Origin of the sequence: Photorhabdus bodei, assembly GCF_003287735.1 — a bacterium.
Taxonomy (GTDB): Bacteria; Pseudomonadota; Gammaproteobacteria; order Enterobacterales; family Enterobacteriaceae; genus Photorhabdus; species Photorhabdus kayaii.
The window spans coordinates 293,076-310,622 of sequence record NZ_NSCM01000001.1 but is presented as its reverse complement, the minus strand read 5'-3'; the positions used below and the strand labels follow the sequence as shown (position 1 = coordinate 310,622).

General features: G+C 41.2%; 20 protein-coding genes. 8 read left to right on the top strand and 12 right to left on the bottom strand.

Translation table 11 applies throughout. From position 1 onward, the window contains the following. Positions 1-78 precede the first annotated feature (78 nt). Complete coding sequence (locus tag CKY02_RS01355) at positions 79-354, bottom strand: hypothetical protein (protein ID WP_112893933.1); 276 nt, start codon at positions 352-354, stop codon at positions 79-81. A gap of 155 nt (positions 355-509) precedes the next feature. On the opposite strand from CKY02_RS01355, the gene CKY02_RS01350 reads away from it, so the two are divergent. Continuing rightward, the gene (locus CKY02_RS01350; RefSeq protein ID WP_112893932.1) at positions 510-860 is read left to right on the top strand and encodes a Grx4 family monothiol glutaredoxin; all 351 of its coding nucleotides are present in this window, start codon (positions 510-512) and stop codon (positions 858-860) included. 226 nt (positions 861-1,086) lie between these two features. On the opposite strand, the gene rnt is transcribed toward CKY02_RS01350, so the two are convergent. After that, a complete protein-coding gene (rnt, locus tag CKY02_RS01345; RefSeq protein ID WP_112875779.1) occupies positions 1,087-1,740 on the bottom strand; it encodes a ribonuclease T in 654 nt (217 codons plus the stop codon). Beyond that, positions 1,740-2,153: a lactoylglutathione lyase gene (gene gloA / locus CKY02_RS01340; RefSeq protein ID WP_112893931.1), complete on the bottom strand. Its 414-nt coding sequence runs from the start codon at positions 2,151-2,153 to the stop codon at positions 1,740-1,742. The genes rnt and gloA overlap by 1 nt, the downstream gene beginning before the upstream one ends. A gap of 172 nt (positions 2,154-2,325) precedes the next feature. Here gloA and CKY02_RS01335 point away from each other — a divergent pair, with 172 nt between their 5' ends. Beyond that, entirely contained in the window at positions 2,326-2,565 is a 240-nt protein-coding gene (locus tag CKY02_RS01335) for a DUF1289 domain-containing protein (RefSeq protein WP_112875781.1), read from the top strand. A gap of 564 nt (positions 2,566-3,129) precedes the next feature. After that, a complete protein-coding gene (slyA, locus tag CKY02_RS01330) occupies positions 3,130-3,561 on the top strand; it encodes a transcriptional regulator SlyA (protein ID WP_112875782.1) in 432 nt (143 codons plus the stop codon). 84 nt (positions 3,562-3,645) lie between these two features. On the opposite strand, the gene CKY02_RS01325 is transcribed toward slyA, so the two are convergent. Beyond that, complete coding sequence (locus CKY02_RS01325) at positions 3,646-4,116, bottom strand: outer membrane lipoprotein (RefSeq protein WP_112893930.1); 471 nt, start codon at positions 4,114-4,116, stop codon at positions 3,646-3,648. 347 nt (positions 4,117-4,463) lie between these two features. Between CKY02_RS01325 and anmK the strand changes: the two genes are divergently transcribed. From anmK to pdxY, 4 genes are all read left to right on the top strand, one after another. Then, positions 4,464-5,576, top strand: a complete 1,113-nt coding sequence (anmK, locus tag CKY02_RS01320; protein WP_112894015.1) for an anhydro-N-acetylmuramic acid kinase — start codon at positions 4,464-4,466, stop codon at positions 5,574-5,576. A gap of 49 nt (positions 5,577-5,625) precedes the next feature. Beyond that, positions 5,626-6,279 carry a pyridoxamine 5'-phosphate oxidase gene (gene pdxH, locus CKY02_RS01315; protein WP_112893929.1) on the top strand — a complete coding sequence of 218 codons (654 nt, stop codon included), beginning with the start codon at positions 5,626-5,628 and terminating at the stop codon, positions 6,277-6,279. A 244-nt stretch (positions 6,280-6,523) separates the two neighbouring features. Beyond that, positions 6,524-7,798, top strand: a complete 1,275-nt coding sequence (tyrS, locus tag CKY02_RS01310; protein ID WP_112875785.1) for a tyrosine--tRNA ligase — start codon at positions 6,524-6,526, stop codon at positions 7,796-7,798. Positions 7,799-7,897: 99 nt separating this feature from the next. After that, positions 7,898-8,761 carry a pyridoxal kinase PdxY gene (gene pdxY, locus CKY02_RS01305; RefSeq protein WP_112893928.1) on the top strand — a complete coding sequence of 288 codons (864 nt, stop codon included), beginning with the start codon at positions 7,898-7,900 and terminating at the stop codon, positions 8,759-8,761. 93 nt (positions 8,762-8,854) lie between these two features. Here the strand turns inward: pdxY and gstA are convergent, their stop codons facing one another. Continuing rightward, entirely contained in the window at positions 8,855-9,460 is a 606-nt protein-coding gene (gene gstA / locus CKY02_RS01300; RefSeq protein WP_112893927.1) for a glutathione transferase GstA, read from the bottom strand. Between gstA and CKY02_RS23415 the strand changes: the two genes are divergently transcribed. Continuing rightward, complete coding sequence (locus tag CKY02_RS23415; RefSeq protein WP_146747377.1) at positions 9,459-9,722, top strand: hypothetical protein; 264 nt, start codon at positions 9,459-9,461, stop codon at positions 9,720-9,722. The genes gstA and CKY02_RS23415 overlap by 2 nt on opposite strands. A gap of 305 nt (positions 9,723-10,027) precedes the next feature. Here the strand turns inward: CKY02_RS23415 and CKY02_RS01295 are convergent, their stop codons facing one another. The 7 genes from CKY02_RS01295 to sapA form a co-directional block, all read right to left on the bottom strand. Further along, positions 10,028-10,624: a hypothetical protein gene (locus CKY02_RS01295; protein WP_240001969.1), complete on the bottom strand. Its 597-nt coding sequence runs from the start codon at positions 10,622-10,624 to the stop codon at positions 10,028-10,030. Between the two features lie 544 nt (positions 10,625-11,168). Then, positions 11,169-11,957: an enoyl-ACP reductase FabI gene (gene fabI / locus CKY02_RS01290; RefSeq protein ID WP_011146814.1), complete on the bottom strand. Its 789-nt coding sequence runs from the start codon at positions 11,955-11,957 to the stop codon at positions 11,169-11,171. A gap of 174 nt (positions 11,958-12,131) precedes the next feature. After that, complete coding sequence (sapF, locus tag CKY02_RS01285) at positions 12,132-12,941, bottom strand: putrescine export ABC transporter ATP-binding protein SapF (RefSeq protein ID WP_112875790.1); 810 nt, start codon at positions 12,939-12,941, stop codon at positions 12,132-12,134. After that, positions 12,942-13,934 carry a putrescine export ABC transporter ATP-binding protein SapD gene (gene sapD / locus CKY02_RS01280; protein WP_112893926.1) on the bottom strand — a complete coding sequence of 331 codons (993 nt, stop codon included), beginning with the start codon at positions 13,932-13,934 and terminating at the stop codon, positions 12,942-12,944. Then, positions 13,934-14,824 carry a putrescine export ABC transporter permease SapC gene (sapC, locus tag CKY02_RS01275; protein ID WP_112875792.1) on the bottom strand — a complete coding sequence of 297 codons (891 nt, stop codon included), beginning with the start codon at positions 14,822-14,824 and terminating at the stop codon, positions 13,934-13,936. The genes sapD and sapC overlap by 1 nt, the downstream gene beginning before the upstream one ends. Then, positions 14,811-15,776 (bottom strand): putrescine export ABC transporter permease SapB, encoded by a 966-nt coding sequence (gene sapB, locus CKY02_RS01270; RefSeq protein WP_112893925.1) that lies wholly within the window; start codon positions 15,774-15,776, stop codon positions 14,811-14,813. Before sapB ends, sapC begins: the two co-directional genes overlap by 14 nt. Then, on the bottom strand, positions 15,773-17,437 hold the full coding sequence (sapA, locus tag CKY02_RS01265) for an ABC transporter substrate-binding protein SapA (protein ID WP_112894014.1): 1,665 nt from the start codon (positions 17,435-17,437) through the stop codon (positions 15,773-15,775). Before sapA ends, sapB begins: the two co-directional genes overlap by 4 nt. Positions 17,438-17,547 lie beyond the last annotated feature (110 nt).

The following is a 17,547-nucleotide window of genomic DNA, read 5'->3' as shown; positions in this document are numbered from 1 at the left end:
TTTTGTCTGATCTGGCTCAAAAGTGAAAGCAATAATCAGTGTTATAAAATGTGTGGTAATCGCTATTTATACTTTTCCTTATGTAAGGGCAATTAACCATCTCAATAGACTGGTTTTTGTCGTTATAAACTTTTTATTCTGAGGAGGCTCTATGAATACCGATTTGAAGCTTGGTTTATTTACTGCTGTCAGCACGTTGGTGATGATTGCCATTTTTGCCGCTCTTTGCTTGATCTTTGCCTGATGTTTTGAACGGGTTAGATGATTTAAAAATTGGGCTTTACGTTGAAAGGAAATTGGGCAGATAGTCTCTTTATCTGCTCTTTGTTTTTCTGCCGCCATTGTGTCTGTCATCTTAACAACCTCTACAATAAATAACCGTGAAAATCATGTCATCTGTGTCAGGATACGAAGAGATCAGGATACATATTAGTGAGAGAAAATGGTATTCTCCGCAATATTGTGACGATGTTGGTTATCAACAGACTGTTGGTTTAAAGGAAATAAAAATGACGACTACTATAGAGAAGATTGAGCGCCAAATTAAAGAAAACCCGATTTTATTGTATATGAAAGGTTCTCCTAAATTGCCAAATTGTGGCTTTTCTGCGCAGGCGGTTCAGGCTTTATCTGCGTGTGGTGAACGTTTTGCTTACGTAGATATTTTGCAAAATCCAGATATTCGTGCAGAATTGCCAAAATATGCTAATTGGCCAACTTTTCCTCAGCTTTGGGTGGAAGGTGAGTTGATAGGTGGATGCGATATTATCATTGAAATGTATCAGCGTGGTGAGTTACAAACATTAATCAAAGAAACTGCTGATAAATATCGTTCTCAGGACGAAAACGCGAAAGAGTAATTTTTTAATTACTTATATACCCTATGGATTTCAAGATGCATCGCGACGGCAAGGGAGTGAATCCCCGGGAGCATAGGTAACTATGTGACCGGGGTGAGCGAGTGCAGCCAACAAAGAGGCAACTTGAAAGATGACGGGTATAGATTATTATGCTATCCCCCCATATGTTGATATATGGGGGGATTATTGTTTAGATTTGATTATATTAATCTAGCCATTCAGCTATTTATCCAGTTTTTTCTGCTGTTGTTGCTAATGGCCAGCCACCAAGTTGTTTCCAACGGTTGACCATTTCACAGAATAATTCAGCGGTACGATCAGTATCATATAAAGCACTGTGAGCCTGATTATTATCGAATGGGATACCGGCTGTGATGCAGGCTTTTGCTAAGATTGTTTGTCCTAACACCAGACCACCTAAAGCAGCGGTGTCAAAAGTTGCAAACGGATGAAACGGATTTCGTTTTAGTCCGGTGCGTTCCGCGGCAGCCATAACAAAGCTGTGATCGAAGTTAGCATTGTGAGCAACGATAATTGCCCGATTACAATGATTATTTTTTATCCCTTTACGAACCATTTTAAAAATAGCGTGTAGAGCTTCATATTCGCTCACTGCCCCACGTAGCGGATTTAATGGATCAATGCCGGTGAATTCTAGGGCTGCTGGTTCAAGGTTGGCTCCTTCAAATGGCTCAATATGGAAGTGAAGTGATTCGCCAGGCGTTAGCCAACCTTCACCATCCATCTCCAGTGTAACGGCGGCAATTTCAAGTAATGCATCTGTTTTGGCATTAAAACCGCCAGTTTCAACATCAATAACAACAGGGTAATAACCTCTAAAACGTCCACTAAGGACGTTTGGCTCTTTTTTGTCAGACATCAGATTGAGTTACCCAGAGCGTTGCTGGCATTTTTGTTTTCAATAAGTTCAATTTTGTAGCCATCTGGATCTTCAACGAAAGCAATAATGGTTGTTCCGCCTTTTACAGGACCCGCTTCACGGGTAATGTTACCACCTGCTTTGCGAATAGATTCGCAAGTGGCTGAGACATTATCAACACCTAATGCGATGTGACCAAAGGCATTTCCCATTTCGTAATGGTCAACTCCCCAATTATAGGTCAACTCGATTACTGCTCCTTCGCTTTCATCAGCGTAGCCAACGAAGGCGAGTGAGTATTTATATTCGGTGTTTTCACTGGTGCGCAACAGGCGCATTCCTAACACTTCAGTGTAAAAATTAATGGAGCGTTGTAGATCACCAACACGGATCATGGTATGGAGTAAACGCATAATTACCTCTAATTTAATGGTTTTACCAATATTTTTGTGCGGTAGATCGCACAAAAACCACTAACTATAACGTGTCTTACGGTTACAGTTCAATTTGTCCATAATTATAATTTATTCTTATCTAGGTTTATAATTAAATATAGTATGTGAATTGTATAGGAAACGGGATGTGATGGCTGAGCAACTAGAGTTTTTTGCTATTCCCAGTCCTTGTCGAGGAATTTGTCAGGCGAATGAGCGGGGTTTTTGTCTGGGGTGTTATCGCAGCCGGGAAGAAAGATTTAATTGGATGAAAATGTCAGATGGGCAAAAGCGTGAAGTATTGCGACTGTGCCGGCAAAGATATTTACGCGCATTGAGAGCACAAAATCAGATAGATGAAGAACCACCTGAGCAGCCATCACTGTTTTAATTATCGATTTTTGAGGTTATTGGGATTAACAATTCAATGATTTACTTATATAGGGTTATATTTTTGGCAAAGTTATAAATGTTCTACTATAATTTTAAGTATTTTGTTTGTTATTTTTTTATTTCTTGATTAACGGAAAGGCTAAGTGAGCTTATTTGATGTTTTCATAACTTTATGTTTTAAATGGAATTTTAAGCTTGATTGTGTGATAAATGTAAAATAAAAACAACATTAATGTAAAAATAGATAGCTTAGCATTTAGATGACAGCTATTCTTATAGTACTTTGAATAAAGTATTGAATGATATTTATTGGTTTCTGTTTGTTTGTATTCGTAGTTCTGATAGTTCTGATAGTTTTTGTGGTAAAAATATTGTATGTTAATTGTTTGTTCTGAGTTTAAATTAAGTTTAGTTATTCTTGGTTATAGTTACCTGAATTAGTTAGTTACTAAGAATTTACTGTGATTATACAGAAGTTATATATACTTTTTAAGGCTAGTTAGCCTGATTTAGAAAAATTTGGCTGTTATGTTTAGTAGGCTAGTTATTTAAGGAGGGACAATTGGAATCTACATTGGGATCAGATCTGGCACGGTTAGTTCGTATTTGGCGAGCTTTAATTGACTATCGTTTAAAGCCGTTAGAATTAACTCAGACTCATTGGGTAACGTTATACAATATTAGCCGGTTACCTCAGGAGCAATCTCAGATACAGTTGGCGAAAGCTATCGGTATCGAGCAACCATCTTTAGTCAGGACATTAGATCAGCTTGAGGAAAAAAAACTTATCACCCGGCATACTTGTGCCAATGATCGTCGTGCAAAGAGAATCAAGCTAACTGAAGATTCTGCATCGGTTATTAGGGAGTTAGATGGTGTTATTGAATCCACAAGAAATGAGATTCTGGGAGGTATTTCACGCGAGGAACTTGCTTTTCTTTCCACTTTAGTTCAGAAGTTAGAGCAAAATATTATCCAATTACAAAATAGATAGTAATGACGATATCCATGAAATGCTAACCGGATGAAAGAAGACCGCGACTTACTAAAATGAAGTCACGGTTTTCTTATCTATATCTTATTGTCGAGGTGAAACAGTAATATTACTACCTTGGCCTGCGATTCTTACACGTTGGCCTTTATGAAAGAGTGTTTTGCCTTGTTTTTGAACAACAATGATGCTTTCACCACTGTCACGACGAATTTCGAGTTCTACACCTTTAGTTGTGTTAAGAGCTCCCTGAACATTTTGGCCCGCGACACCACCGGCAATCGCACCGGCGGCAGTTGCTAATGTGTTGCCACTGCCACCACCAATAGTATTACCAACAAGGCCTCCTAGAACTGCACCACCAATCGCGCCTAATACATTCTCATTGCTGCTCGCCTGAATATTGATAGGACGAACAGAAACAACTGTGCCGTAAGAGACAGTTTGGACCTGCTTAGCTTGTCCAGCAGTGTAGGTATCACCAGAAAGAGAATCGGTGTTGACACAGCCTGATAATGAAGCAACGGCGACCGCGCTAACTAAAAAGTGCTTAAACATAGTAACTCCTAATTTCGATGCCTGACTGCGGAAATCTGATAGCTCACTGGGCAATCAGGCTAACAACCGGCATTGGCAATAAGTAATAAAAAGTTTATTCAAATAGAATATCAGTACATTAGCAATCTAGTGCTAAACATATATTAAACGTCAATAGAGATTTTTAAAAGAAATAGCTATTAATGAAAAATTCAGCATTTTTTGTGAAGTTGTTTCCAAAACTCAGGTTTTATTCCTTCGTTTGTCTATTAGTCATATACAGCCAAAACCACTGCGCTTTATAGTTATTGGCATGGTTTCTGATTTTATCAAGACAGATTCTAAGCAGGAAGGCAAATTAAATGGTTATGAAGTCAGGTCGTTATATTGGTGTAATGTCGGGTACAAGTCTGGATGGCGTTGATGTGGTGCTTGCCGCAATCAATGATAAAGTTGTTGCTCAGCAAGCCAGTTATTCGCATCCATTCCCATACGAATTAAAACAGAAAATTCTCGCAGTCTGTCAAGGGCAGCAAACGACATTATCGGCAATCGGTCGGTTGGATTATGAACTTGGTTCTTTATTCGCTGAAGCTGTACAAGGCTTACTGATTAAAACAGGGTTAACCACAAGTGATATTACTGCTGTGGGATGTCATGGGCAAACCGTTTGGCATGAGCCAGATAGTCATACGCCTTTCACTATGCAACTTGGCGACAATAACCGTATTGCGGCTTTGACTGGAATAACTGTGGTTGGCGATTTTCGTCGGAGGGATATGGCATATGGTGGGCAGGGAGCGCCATTAGTTCCAGTTTTTCATTTCGCCGTATTAGGCCATTCGACAGAACGAAGGATAATTCTCAATATCGGTGGTATTGCCAATATAACGACGCTATTACCTGGATCACCTGTCAAAGGGTATGACACAGGTCCGGGTAATATGCTGATGGATAGTTGGGTATGGCGTCATCAGAAAAAACCTTATGATAAAGATGCGCAATGGGCACGAAAAGGTGTTGTTAATAACAAATTGCTCGGACAAATGCTTTCTGATCACTATTTTTCACGACCAGCCCCTAAAAGTACAGGCCGGGAGTATTTCAATATGAGTTGGTTGGAGGCGCAATTAGTTAACTTTCCTGACATATCTCCTGTCGATGTTCAGGCAACGCTGGCCGAGCTGACAGCAGCGTCTGTATCACAGCAAATTATGTTGAGTGGTGGATGTGAACGTCTGTTGGTTTGTGGTGGTGGCGCACGTAACCCGCAGATAATGAGTCGACTTTCTGCCTTATTACCGGGGACGGAGGTTTGCCCGACAGATAAATATGGCTTAAGCGGTGATGATATGGAAGCACTGGCATTTGCTTGGTTAGCATTCCGTACAATGTCAGGTGTGCCAGGGAATTTACCCTCTGTTACCGGTGCGAGTACTGAAACTATTTTAGGAGCGATTTATCCTGTTATTAATCAATAACAATGATAAGCTATTGGGTATTTAGTGAGTCATGAACAGAGCTACGTTAATGTCAGAACATAATGAATTTGATGTCGCAGAATTACGCCGTGAATATATTCGTGGTGGGTTAAGACGTAAGGATTTGACTGAAGAGCCCATCGAACTTTTTGAGCGTTGGCTTAATCAAGCATGTGACGCTAAGTTGAGTGATCCCACAGCAATGTCTATAGCGACGGTCGATGAGAATGGTCAACCGTATCAACGTATTGTGTTATTGAAGCATTTTGATACAAATAGTCTGATTTTTTATACAAATTTAGGCAGCCGGAAAGCGAAACATTTGGCGCACAATAACAAAATCAGCCTCCATTTCCCTTGGTATCCTTTGGAAAGGCAAGTCTCTTTTCTTGGTAAAGCGGAACGACTTTCTCCTGTTGAGGTGGTGAAATATTTCCATAGCCGTCCTAGAGATAGCCAGATTGCCGCATGGGCATCACAACAATCTTCCCGTATTTCCGCACGCGGTGTTTTAGAAGGGAAGTTCCTTGAATTGAAACAGAAATTCTTGAATGGTGAGGTGCCTTTGCCTAGCTTTTGGGGGGGATTCAAAGTGACCTTTGATTCTGTTGAATTTTGGCAAGGTGGTGCAAACCGGCTCCATGATCGGTTTATTTATCAACGGCAAGGCGATATCTGGCATGTTGACAGGCTTGCACCATAAATCGTGGATTATCATTTTTAATACTAGCACTTATAGTATTGGCGTTTTATCCTATACCCTATGGATTTCAAGATGCATCGCGACGGCAAGGGAGTGAATCCCCGGGAGCATAGGTAACGATGTGACCGGGGTGAGCGAGTGCAGCCAACAAAGAGGCAACTTGAAGGATAACGGGTATATGCCGCACTCTTTTTAAATCGCGATTTATACAACAGACAAAATACACAAATTGATGGAGTCATTAATGTCTAGCAATAACCTGATAAAACAACTGCAAGAGCGGGGCCTCATTGCCCAGGTGACGGATGAGAATGCGTTAGCGGAGAGACTGGCGCAGGGTCCTGTCTCCCTCTATTGTGGTTTCGATCCGACCGCTGACAGCTTGCATTTGGGGCATCTGGTTCCCTTGCTGTGTTTAAAACGATTCCAGCTAGCCGGGCATAAACCCGTGGCGTTAGTTGGTGGAGCTACGGGTTTGATTGGTGATCCAAGTTTCAAAGCCACTGAACGTAAATTGAATACTGAAGCTACCGTTAAAGAGTGGGTGGAGAAAATTCGTAGACAAGTTTCACCTTTCCTCGATTTTGATTGTGGCGAAAATAGCGCTAAAACAGCCAATAATTATGATTGGTTTGGCAACATGGATGTTCTGACTTTCCTGCGTGATATCGGCAAACATTTCTCAGTTAATCAGATGATTAACAAAGAGGCGGTTAAACAGCGTTTGAACCGTGATGATGTGGGTATCTCTTTCACTGAGTTTTCTTATAATCTACTGCAATCCTATGATTTTGCTCGCCTGAATGAAGTACATGGTGTTGAGTTACAGATTGGTGGTTCTGACCAGTGGGGGAATATTACTTCTGGTATTGATCTAACGCGTCGTATCAACCAGAAACAAGTATTTGGCATGACCGTTCCATTGATCACGAAATCTGATGGCACTAAATTTGGTAAGACAGAAGGTGGCGCTGTTTGGTTAGATCCGAAGAAAACCAGTCCATACAAATTCTATCAATTCTGGATTAACACTGCGGATGCTGATGTTTATCGCTTCTTGAAATTCTTTACCTTTATGAATCTTGAAGATATTGATGCTTTGGAAGAAGAAGATAAAAATAGCGGTAAAGCTCCTCGTGCTCAGTACGTGTTGGCAGAACAAGTCACCGGTATGGTGCATGGTGAAGAGGGGTTAGCAGCCGCTAAACGGATTACAGAAAGTTTATTCTCCGGAGCTGCTGCTGATTTGACCGAAGCGGATTTTGCTCAATTGGCGCAGGATGGTATGCCGGTAATTGAGTTGGAAAAAGGTGCAGATTTGCAACAAGCTTTGGTTAATGCCGGGTTGGTACCTTCTCGTGGTCAGGCGCGTACGATGATCAGTTCCAACGCTGTCGCAATTAATGGTGAAAAACAATCTGAACCTGAATATCTGTTTACTGACAGTAACCGTCTGTTTGATCGTTACACCCTGCTGCGTCGTGGTAAAAAACACGATTGTTTGATCTGCTGGAAATAACTAATATTGCATTATGATGGGGCAACAAATGTTGTCCTTTTTCTTACTATGACTTTAATCTTATAAACAGAAGCCAGAATAAAAATATAGGCCGTCATTGTGAAAAATATCCTTTCAATTCAATCTCATGTTGTTTTTGGTCACGCTGGCAACAGTGCTGCGGAATTCCCTATGCGTCGGATGGGGGTAAACGTATGGCCGTTGAATACCGTACAGTTTTCAAATCACACCCAATATGCTCAATGGAAAGGGTGTGTTATGCCAGCTAACCATCTTACAGAAATCGTTCAGGGCATAGAAGAAATTGAACAGCTCAAATCTTGTCATGCAGTACTGAGTGGATATATCGGTTCAGCGGAGCAAGGGGGCCATATTATCGATATAGTAAAACGGGTAAAAGCGGTGAATCCTGATGCTTGGTATTTCTGTGATCCCGTTATGGGGCACCCAGAAAAAGGTTGTATTGTTGTGCCTGGGGTGGCTGAATTTTTGTGTAAAGATGCACTTCCTGTAAGTGATATCATTGCGCCAAATTTGCTGGAGCTTGAAACACTCAGTATGCAGAAAGTGACTAATGTAGAACAGGCTGTTGTGGCTGCTCGGACACTATGCGATAAAGGGCCGGATATTGTACTGGTTAAACACCTTAGTCGCGCGGGTTATCGGACTGATCGTTTTGAAATGCTATTAGTGACTAAAGAACATAGCTGGCATGTGAGTCGGCCTTTGGTGGACTTTGGCGAACGGCAGCCAGTGGGTGTTGGTGATTTAACCAGCGGCTTGCTATTGGTTAATCTATTAAAAGGTGAGTCTTTACAAACCGCCCTCGAACATGTCGCTGCTGCGGTTTATGAAGTGATGGTAACAACCAAAGAGATGGGCGAATACGAACTACAGATTGTGGCTGCTCAGGACAGAATGGTGGCACCTAATCATAAATTTTGGGCAATACAGTTAGATTAATACCCAATGGATTTCAAGATGCATCTTGAAAGACGGGTAAAGATATTTAACCGTTCCACTGATATTGTGTGGAACGGTTCTTTTATCTGTAAATCAAATTAACCCTTCCGCTTTCAGTGCATCACGAACATTTGGACGTTCTGCAATTCTCTCTTGATAAGCTTTAAGATGAACCCGATCAGATAGATCCAATTGCACTAAAGGTGCCCAATTACTGAGAGTGAATAAGTAAGCGTCAGCAACAGTAAAATGCTCCCCGGCAATGTATGGCTGTTTTGCTAATACTTCATCTATGTACTTGAATTTTCTCAGTAGATTATTAATCGCAACAGGACGATAATTTTCTGGTGTTCCTGGAAAAAACAGAGGCGAAAATCCTTTATGAATTTCGCTGGAAATATGGCTAAGCCATTCAAGTTGACGATATCGTTCCATCGTTCCGGCTGGCGCAATTAATTTTTTGTCCGGTTTCTGGTCGGCAATATATTGGACAATAACAGAGCCTTCGGTGAGGATCTCATTGTTATCTAACAGAAGAGTGGGTATCTGGCCTTTTGGATTGGTTGCGAAGAAATCGTCGCCGTTCTCCGTTTTTTTAGTTTTCAGATCAACTTTAATCACGCTGAAATCAAGCCCTGCTTCACGAAGTATGATGTGAGGTGAGAGAGAACAAGCTCCAGGTTGGTAATAAAGTTTCATGTATGGCTCCTTAAAAATTTTCGATATAATAGAACAAAGGAACTCAGTAAGGCATTGCTATAGCCTTGATATATACTACCACGATAGATGGAAATATACCCTATGGATTTCAAGATGCATCGCGACGACAAGGGAGAGAATCCCCGGGAGCATAGATAACTCTGTGACCGGGGTGAGTGAGTGCAGCCAACAAAGAAGCAATTTGAAAGATGACGGGTATATAGCATATTTTACAACTGGTTATATTATATGGAATAAATAATGGCGATTATTGATAGTTGCAAAAATTCATCTTATATTGATTATAAGATAATTAATATATTATTTTTGTTAAATGATTTGTAATCATAGGAAAATAAATTGAATTTATTTGTAAAATCACTAAAATAGACCATGCATTGCCTATAGTTTCTCGTGAAAATATCTTTTTTATTTTCTTCATTAAAGTTTTCGACTAACTCATTGTAAATAAATAAGATTCCAAAATAGTGCTACATCTTATGCCACCCATAATTCTATGTATAACAATGGGTTGAATAAGGCTATGTGTAGCAGAATTATGAAACGTTATTTATTATTAATTGCTTTTATTTGTCCATTAAGTTTATTGACTGAATTGTTTATATTTCTAAGACTAAATGAAATATCTGGTATGTTTAAAGTGATTTCTTCCATCAATAAAGAGAGTTTATATATTTGTTTTTTATCTTCTCCATCGGGAATATTCTTTAATAATTGTTGTATTTTTATATGTGTCTTTTCTGCGAAGTTTTTCTTGCTTTCAAAATTAATTTGAGATATTTCAAATGGTTGTGGTAATTTTGAGATGAAATCGTTTAGCTTACTAAAATCTGATTCAATTTCTTTCAATGCATGATTGACTCTGGCAATATAACCATGACCTAAATATCCACTGCTAAGTGAACCTAAATAAGTTGTTGCTTTGTGTATATTTTTAATGATTCTATCAATATCTTGTTCATCGGAATTATATGCATATTCATAATCTTCCAGTGCTGATGGCCAGCGATATAATGATCCACTGAATTCATTCCAAGAAGCTGCAATTTCTTGGGATAGATCATAATGTTTCAGGCATTCTGGTAATTTTATATTGGTAATTGATTTAAACATATTGGATATAATTAAAAAATCATTTTTCATTTTATGCACCTTGCTAAAATAATAAATATGATTAAATTGTATGAAAGCATGAAATATAATATTAAAACTAAAAGGTTAAAATAATAATAAAAATAAAATATTGACCTAATAATCGATTTTATGAAATTAAGTTGTTGATTATATTAAAGGACATATTACTGATTAGTGCAAGGAAACAAGCTGATATTTTTTATTTCGGTAAAACAATTATAAGGTAATATCATTTAACTCTTTAATTACAAAGGGTTTAATAATTCGGCCTAATCGTTTTTTTATATTTTGATTTAAAATTAATTTTTACCTATTAGTGATGATTTAATGAAGTGATTAATCTATACCTTATAGATTTCAAGCTGCATCGCGACGGCAAGGGAGCGAATCCCCGGGAGCATAGCAAACTATGTGACCGGGGTGAGTGAGTGCAGCCAACAAAGAGGCAACTTGAAAGATGACGGGTATATTATTTTATTGATAATAAAAGGCCCGAAAAACTAGCTTTTCGGGCCTTGTTTTGTGAGTTGAAATTTACTGATTATTAATCAGATTATTTCAATTCCAGCTCATTCATTGCGGCAATGCTGAAACCACCGTCAACATGCAGGATTTCACCGGTAATACCGCCGGACAGATCCGAGCACAAGAATGCCGCAGCGTTACCAACATCTTCAGTTGTTACAGTGCGGCGAATTGGGTTAACGGATTCACAGTGAGCCAGCATTTTACGGAAATCTTTGATGCCAGACGCAGCCAAAGTACGGATAGGCCCGGCAGAGATACCGTTAACACGAATACCTTCAGCGCCCATGGCGTTAGCCATATAACGGACGTTAGCTTCCAGAGATGCTTTTGCCAGACCCATTACATTATAGTTAGGGATTGAGCGCTCTGCTCCCAAGTAGGTGAGAGTCAGTAAAGCAGAATTTGGGTTCAGCATTTCTCGGCAAGTTTTTGCCATAGCAACAAAGCTGTAAGAGCTGATGTCGTGCGCGATTCTAAAACCTTCGCGGGTAACGGAACTGACATAGTTACCATCCAGTTGATCAGCAGGTGCAAAGCCAATGGAGTGAACAAAACCATCGAATTTTGGCCAAATTTTACTCAGTTCGGTGAACAGGACTTCAATGCTTTCGTCTTCAGCTACATCGCAAGGCAGAACGATAGTAGAATTTAGGGAAGCAGCAAATTCTTCAACACGAGGTTTCAACTTGTCATTTTGATAAGTGAAAGCCAGCTCAGCTCCCTGGTCATGCATTGCTTTTGCAACACCATAAGCGATGGAGAGTTTACTGGCGACGCCAGTGATCAGAATGCGCTTGCCGGTCATAAAACCCATAACAGTATCCTTGTGTGATAACGCCGGTAATGATATTCATGGATTAAAATTGCTCACAGAGACAATATCAATATGACGTTTTATTGTTAATAAACCCAGTAATTCTATCACGCTAGAGAGAAATATGCTGTATTTTGCGTTCTGCTCCGAGCAGTGATTATCGTTTTCTATATGTTAAGGAATATCCTGCCGCCAGGCATCAGCGGTGAGTGCTTCACCAAAATGGCTAGCGATTAAACGGCGGGTCATATCGTGCAGAGGAGAAGCCAACACTTCTGCTGTATTTCCCCGCTCAACAACTTCCCCTTGATGCATGACCAGCACCTGATCGCTGATATGTTTCATCATGCCAAGATGCTGGGTGACATAGAGGTAAGAAATACCTTGTTTTTCCTGTAATTCCAACATCAGATTAATGATTTGAGATCGCATAGACATATCGAGTGATGCTAATGCCTCATCAGCAATAATAATCTGAGGTTGTAATATCAATGCGCGCGCCAGTGCTACCCGCTGTTTCTGGCCTGAGGCTAACATATGTGGATAATAATTGGCATGGTCCGGTAACAGGCCAACTTGTCGCAATGTCTGGTTGATCCGTTTTTCCCGCTCCATTGTATTAAGCGCTGTATTAAGCAGAAGGGGAATATCAAGAATTTGTCCAATACGCTGACGAGGATTTAGCGACGTACTTGGGTCCTGAAATATCATGCGAATGCGTTGGCTGCGATAACTGTAATCACCGTAAGTGAGTTTATGGCCTTCGATCATGATTTCACCGGCAGTTGGCTCGATGACGCCTGAAAGCATTTTTGCCAGTGTTGATTTTCCAGAACCGTTTTCACCAATAATCGCCAGCGTCTGTTTAGCTTTTAAGGTAAAGCTTACGGGTTTTACCGCATTGAGATGTTGACGATGAAAAAACCCCGTTCGATAGCGAAAAGTTTTAGCCAAGTTCCTGACTTCTAGCAGAGTATTAATCAATTACTGTTCCTCCAGATTCAGTGGAAAGTGGCAGGCAAAAGCGTGGTTTTTAATCACCCGCAACCGCGGTGTTTCAATACACGTTTTTTGCGCATAAGGACAACGCGGACCTAAACGGCAGCCGATGGGTAAGTGTTCAAGGGATGGAATAGCGCCTGATAAGGTGTTTAACCTGCTTTTATGGGGCAAAGAGCTACCAAAATCAGGGATAGCGCGGCTTAACGCTTGTGTGTAAGGGTGGTGTGGTGTTACCAGTAATTCATCGGGAACGGCGCTTTCGACCGTTTGACCACAGTACAGAACATTAATGCGATCCACCAATTTGCTCATGACTTGCAAGTCATGACTTATCAGTAAAATGGTGGTGTTGTTGTTCTGATTCAATCGTGCTAACAGACGGAAAATCTGAGCTTGTGTGGTCGGTTCCATCGCATTGGTTGGTTCATCTGCAATCAGCAGGCGTGGTTGGTTAGCCAATGCGATAGCAATCATGACCTTTTGGCACTCTCCCTCCGTTAACTCGCAAGGGAAGCTACTCATAATGTCTTTATGATCTTTAATTCCCACACGATGGAGTAATTCAATAGCCCGGCGTTTTCGCCATTTGAAACGTTGCCACCAACGGCCTTTGTATGTCCAGCAGGGAATGGCTTGAATGAGTTGACGACCAATATTTTCAGAAGGATCAAGACAGGATTGTGGCTCCTGAAAAATCATTGAGATATTGTGGCCGATCACTTTTCGGCGCTGACGTGGAGTCAGACGGAGCAGGTCAATATCATCGAAGCGAAAACGGTCAGCCGTCACTTTGAGATTATCTTTAGTGACTCCGCTTATTGCTTTGGCAATCAAGCTTTTACCTGAGCCGGATTCACCAACCAGACCACGTATTTCGCCTTCTGTCAGTGACATACTGACGCGATCAACCGCTTTAACTGGCCCTTTGGCAGTCATAAATTCAATAGTGAGATTGCGAATGTCTAGTAATGGCATTATTCCACCCCGGAATTAATTGCTCGGTGTAATCCATCACCTAATAAATTGACTAACAAGACACAGAACATAATTGCCGCGCCGGGCAACATAACGGTCCAGGGCGCAACATAGATTAGCTCCAGTGAATCGCCCAACATGGCTCCCCATTCGGGTGAGGGAAGTTGGGCGCCAAGATCAAGAAAACCAAGTGAAGCGATATCAAGTATGGCGATAGAAAGGGCACGTGTTAGCTCGTTGACCAAGGCGGCGGTAATGTTTGGTAATACGGCATACCATAGAATGTGGTAATTAGAGGCACCATCCAGGCGAGCGGCAATAACATATTCTTTATCTAGCTCATCGTGAACGGCGCTGTAAACTGTGCGAACGATACGTGGCAATAGCGCCAACCAAATAGCGATTATTGCATGCTGCAAACTGGCACCCACAAAGGCGACGACAATGATTGCCAACAATAGTGATGGGATAGAGAGTAATGTATCGAGAATATGATTGAGCACCGCGGATTTCAGTCCTCGTGTCATGCCTGCCAGACAGCCAATAATCAGACCACATAAAGCGGCTGCTAAAGTGACTAACAGCGCTGAACCGAATGTAGAGGCCGTACCTATTAGTAATCGGCTGAGAATGTCGCGTCCAAGATCGTCGGTACCTAGAAAAAATGCGATATTACCGTGATATGACCATGAAGGTGGCAGCAACTGATGACCAAGAAATTGTTGATCGAGCTTATAGGGGGCCAGATAGCTACCAAACAGACTTAGGGCGATCAGAATCAGCACCCCATAAAACCCCATCATTGCCAACATGTCAGAATAGAAAAAGCGCCAGATGACCTTTATCGGTGACGGCATTTTCTTTTCACGATAAAAATTATCTAAGGGCATACCATTCCTTATGCTTCAGAGGGTTAGCCATTGCGCCAATAATATCAGACAGAACATTGACAAAAATCACCAGTGTGCCAATCACCATAACACTGGCAGAAATGGCGGAATAATCTTGCTGACGAATGGCACTGACCAACCAATGACCAAGTCCCGGCCAGTTAAATACGAGTTCTGTCATCATTGCCAGTGTCAGCATGGTGGAAAATTGTAATCCTAGTTTCGGAATGATAGGGGGCAGCGCATTGTGTAATACATGACGACGGATAATTGTCAGCCTTGATAAACCACGGGTTGCGGCGGCTTTAATATAGTTTTCACCAAAAACTTCTTCTGTGCTGTTCCTCATCAACCGGATAACTTCGGTTGTCGGTGCAACGGCGAGTGTAATAACGGGTAGCAGTAAGTGTTGCATGGCACTAATGATCATCTCATTACGATGGGGTGATTTTGATAACCAGGCATCAATTAATGAGAAACCTGTTACAGGTTCAATCTGATATAGCAGATTAAAGCGCCCGGAGACGGGTAGCCAGCCGAGATAAAGAGAGAAAAATAGAGTCAGTAATAATGCTAGCCAAAAAATCGGGATGGAAAATCCGACTAAAGCAATGGAGATGATAACAGTATCCGCTGGTTTGTTACGCCATACTCCCGCAATAATCCCGAGTGGGATGCCGATTAGTAAGGCGGTAGAGAAAGCCAGAATACAGAGCTCCATTGTAGCGGGGAACACTTCCCGTAGTTGTCCGCTGATAAGTTCACCATTAATGCTGGATACGCCAAAATCCCATAGTAATAAGCTGTTGAAATAGAATATATAAGCATCAAATAGGGATGCCCCGCTGAGTGGAGCATTGGGGGTAAAGTAACTTAGGCTAAAGCTTATCAGTGACAGGAAAAACAGGGTAATAATCAGCAATAGCAGACGACGGAGAGTGTAAATAATCATTTGTCACCCTTCTGATTCATTCGATTAGTCTCTTTTTCCCGATAAACGCCAGCGAAAGAGGTATTACCAAATGGGCTGAGTACCAGCCCTTTAATATCATGACGGTAGGCCTGTAAATGCAGAGAATAGGCTAATGGTAATATAGGTAATTGCTGCTCAAGGACTTGTTGAGCAGCATGATAATACTTAATTCGGGATAATAATTGCTGGTTAATCAAAGCTTCCCGCAAAATTTTATCAAACGTTGGCTCACACCAATGGCTGAAATTTGTCTGTGAAGCGATAGCAGCACAACTTAACAGTGGACGGAAAAAACTGTCTGGGTCATTACTGTCAGTTGACCAACCTGATAATGTCATATCGTGAGATTTATCCATCAGTTTGGTTTCCTGAAAGCGGCCCTCAACAGGTTTGATACTCATGGTAATACCAACTTGTGCTAAATCGGCCTGAATCAGTTCTGCCATTTTGAGTGGACTTGGATTATATGATTGAGAGGCGGAAGGTACCCATAAGCTCAATTGCAAGCCATTTAATCCGAGGTCATTAAGCATTTTACGGGATTTTTCTGGGTTGTATTCCGTAATTTCAGTTTGATTATCATAAGCCCATGACGCCCGAGGTAAAATTGATGAGGCTGTTTCCGCCGTACCATAATAGATGGATTGCATCAGCCGTTGGTTATTAATAGCGTAAGCAATGGCTTGCCGGACCTGTAGCTTATCAAGTGGTGGCTTGCTGGTATTGAAAGCCAGATAAGCGATATTCATTCCTGGGCGTAAAGTCAGGCGCAGGCGAGGATCATCTCGTAAAACTGTAAGCTGACTGGCAGCGGGATACGCTAATACATCACATTCACCGGTTAAAAGTTTAGACATCCTGCCGGTGCCGCCGGCGCCGACGTCAATAACTATCTGACGCATTTGTGGTTTGCCTTTCCAGTATTTATCATGACGAACCAGACGGATAAATTGTCTGGTCCGATGATCTTCCAACATAAACGGGCCTGTGCCGACAGGCTTCCAGTCAATTTGTTCATGGCGATTCATTTGATGCAATTGTTGCCCATATTCTTGTGAAAGGATTGGGGCATAGTGGGTTGCCAAATGCCAAAGAAAAGAAGCATCTGGTTCGTTCAAGCGAAACTCCACCGTATATTCATTAAGTTTACGGATACTTTGAATAGAATCGGCCAGTTGGAGGCTGTCAAAATAGGGGTAATGCCCGCCATTGACGCTGTGATAATAGTGTTGCTTATCAAACAGGCGCTTAAAGCTGAAAATGACGTCATCAGCATTCATGTTACGGGTCGGAGTAAACCAGTCTGTTGATTGAAATGAGACATTATGGCGCAAATAAAAACGGTAGGTAGCACCGTTATCCAGTATTTCCCAATGGGAGGCTAATTCAGGGAGTAAACGATAAGTATAAGGGTCAACATCTAGTAGGCGCTCATAGAGTTGTGCCGCCAGTGTATCGACAGTTAAGCCGCTGCTAGCCAGTTGGGGATTAAAGGTATTCAGATTGCCATTAACGCAATAAATAAGCCCTTGTTGCTGAATGTCAGTCGGAACGTGGGGATTTTTTTCAGGCATAGCTATTGTTTCTGCAATAGCAGGAGCTGAAAGGGATAATATGATCCAGTAAATCAAACTGCGCATATAAGGCATCTGTTATTAATTAGAATTGACACATTGTATCTCAATTCGCGCTTGAGCCCAAAAAAACGCTGCGGGGATGATAATGAGAAAAATTCTCAATAAAGTGCTTT

Bases quoted from the DNA above. Each gene is read 5' to 3' on its own strand.
- gloA (WP_112893931.1), bottom strand. From the start codon at position 2,153: ATGCGTTTACTCCATACCATGATCCGTGTTGGTGATCTACAACGCTCC.
- sapA (WP_112894014.1), bottom strand. From the start codon at position 17,437: ATGCGCAGTTTGATTTACTGGATCATATTATCCCTTTCAGCTCCTGCT.
- CKY02_RS01355 (WP_112893933.1), bottom strand. From the start codon at position 354: ATGACAGACACAATGGCGGCAGAAAAACAAAGAGCAGATAAAGAGACT.
- anmK (WP_112894015.1), top strand. From the start codon at position 4,464: ATGAAGTCAGGTCGTTATATTGGTGTAATGTCGGGTACAAGTCTGGAT.
- CKY02_RS01350 (WP_112893932.1), top strand. From the start codon at position 510: ATGACGACTACTATAGAGAAGATTGAGCGCCAAATTAAAGAAAACCCG.
- sapB (WP_112893925.1), bottom strand. From the start codon at position 15,776: ATGATTATTTACACTCTCCGTCGTCTGCTATTGCTGATTATTACCCTG.
- CKY02_RS01325 (WP_112893930.1), bottom strand. From the start codon at position 4,116: ATGTTTAAGCACTTTTTAGTTAGCGCGGTCGCCGTTGCTTCATTATCA.
- fabI (WP_011146814.1), bottom strand. From the start codon at position 11,957: ATGGGTTTTATGACCGGCAAGCGCATTCTGATCACTGGCGTCGCCAGT.
- gstA (WP_112893927.1), bottom strand. From the start codon at position 9,460: ATGAAACTTTATTACCAACCTGGAGCTTGTTCTCTCTCACCTCACATC.
- CKY02_RS01295 (WP_240001969.1), bottom strand. From the start codon at position 10,624: ATGAAAAATGATTTTTTAATTATATCCAATATGTTTAAATCAATTACC.
- CKY02_RS01335 (WP_112875781.1), top strand. From the start codon at position 2,326: ATGGCTGAGCAACTAGAGTTTTTTGCTATTCCCAGTCCTTGTCGAGGA.
- CKY02_RS23415 (WP_146747377.1), top strand. From the start codon at position 9,459: ATGTATGGCTCCTTAAAAATTTTCGATATAATAGAACAAAGGAACTCA.
- sapC (WP_112875792.1), bottom strand. From the start codon at position 14,824: ATGCCCTTAGATAATTTTTATCGTGAAAAGAAAATGCCGTCACCGATA.
- tyrS (WP_112875785.1), top strand. From the start codon at position 6,524: ATGTCTAGCAATAACCTGATAAAACAACTGCAAGAGCGGGGCCTCATT.
- sapD (WP_112893926.1), bottom strand. From the start codon at position 13,934: ATGCCATTACTAGACATTCGCAATCTCACTATTGAATTTATGACTGCC.
- pdxH (WP_112893929.1), top strand. From the start codon at position 5,626: ATGTCAGAACATAATGAATTTGATGTCGCAGAATTACGCCGTGAATAT.
- rnt (WP_112875779.1), bottom strand. From the start codon at position 1,740: ATGTCTGACAAAAAAGAGCCAAACGTCCTTAGTGGACGTTTTAGAGGT.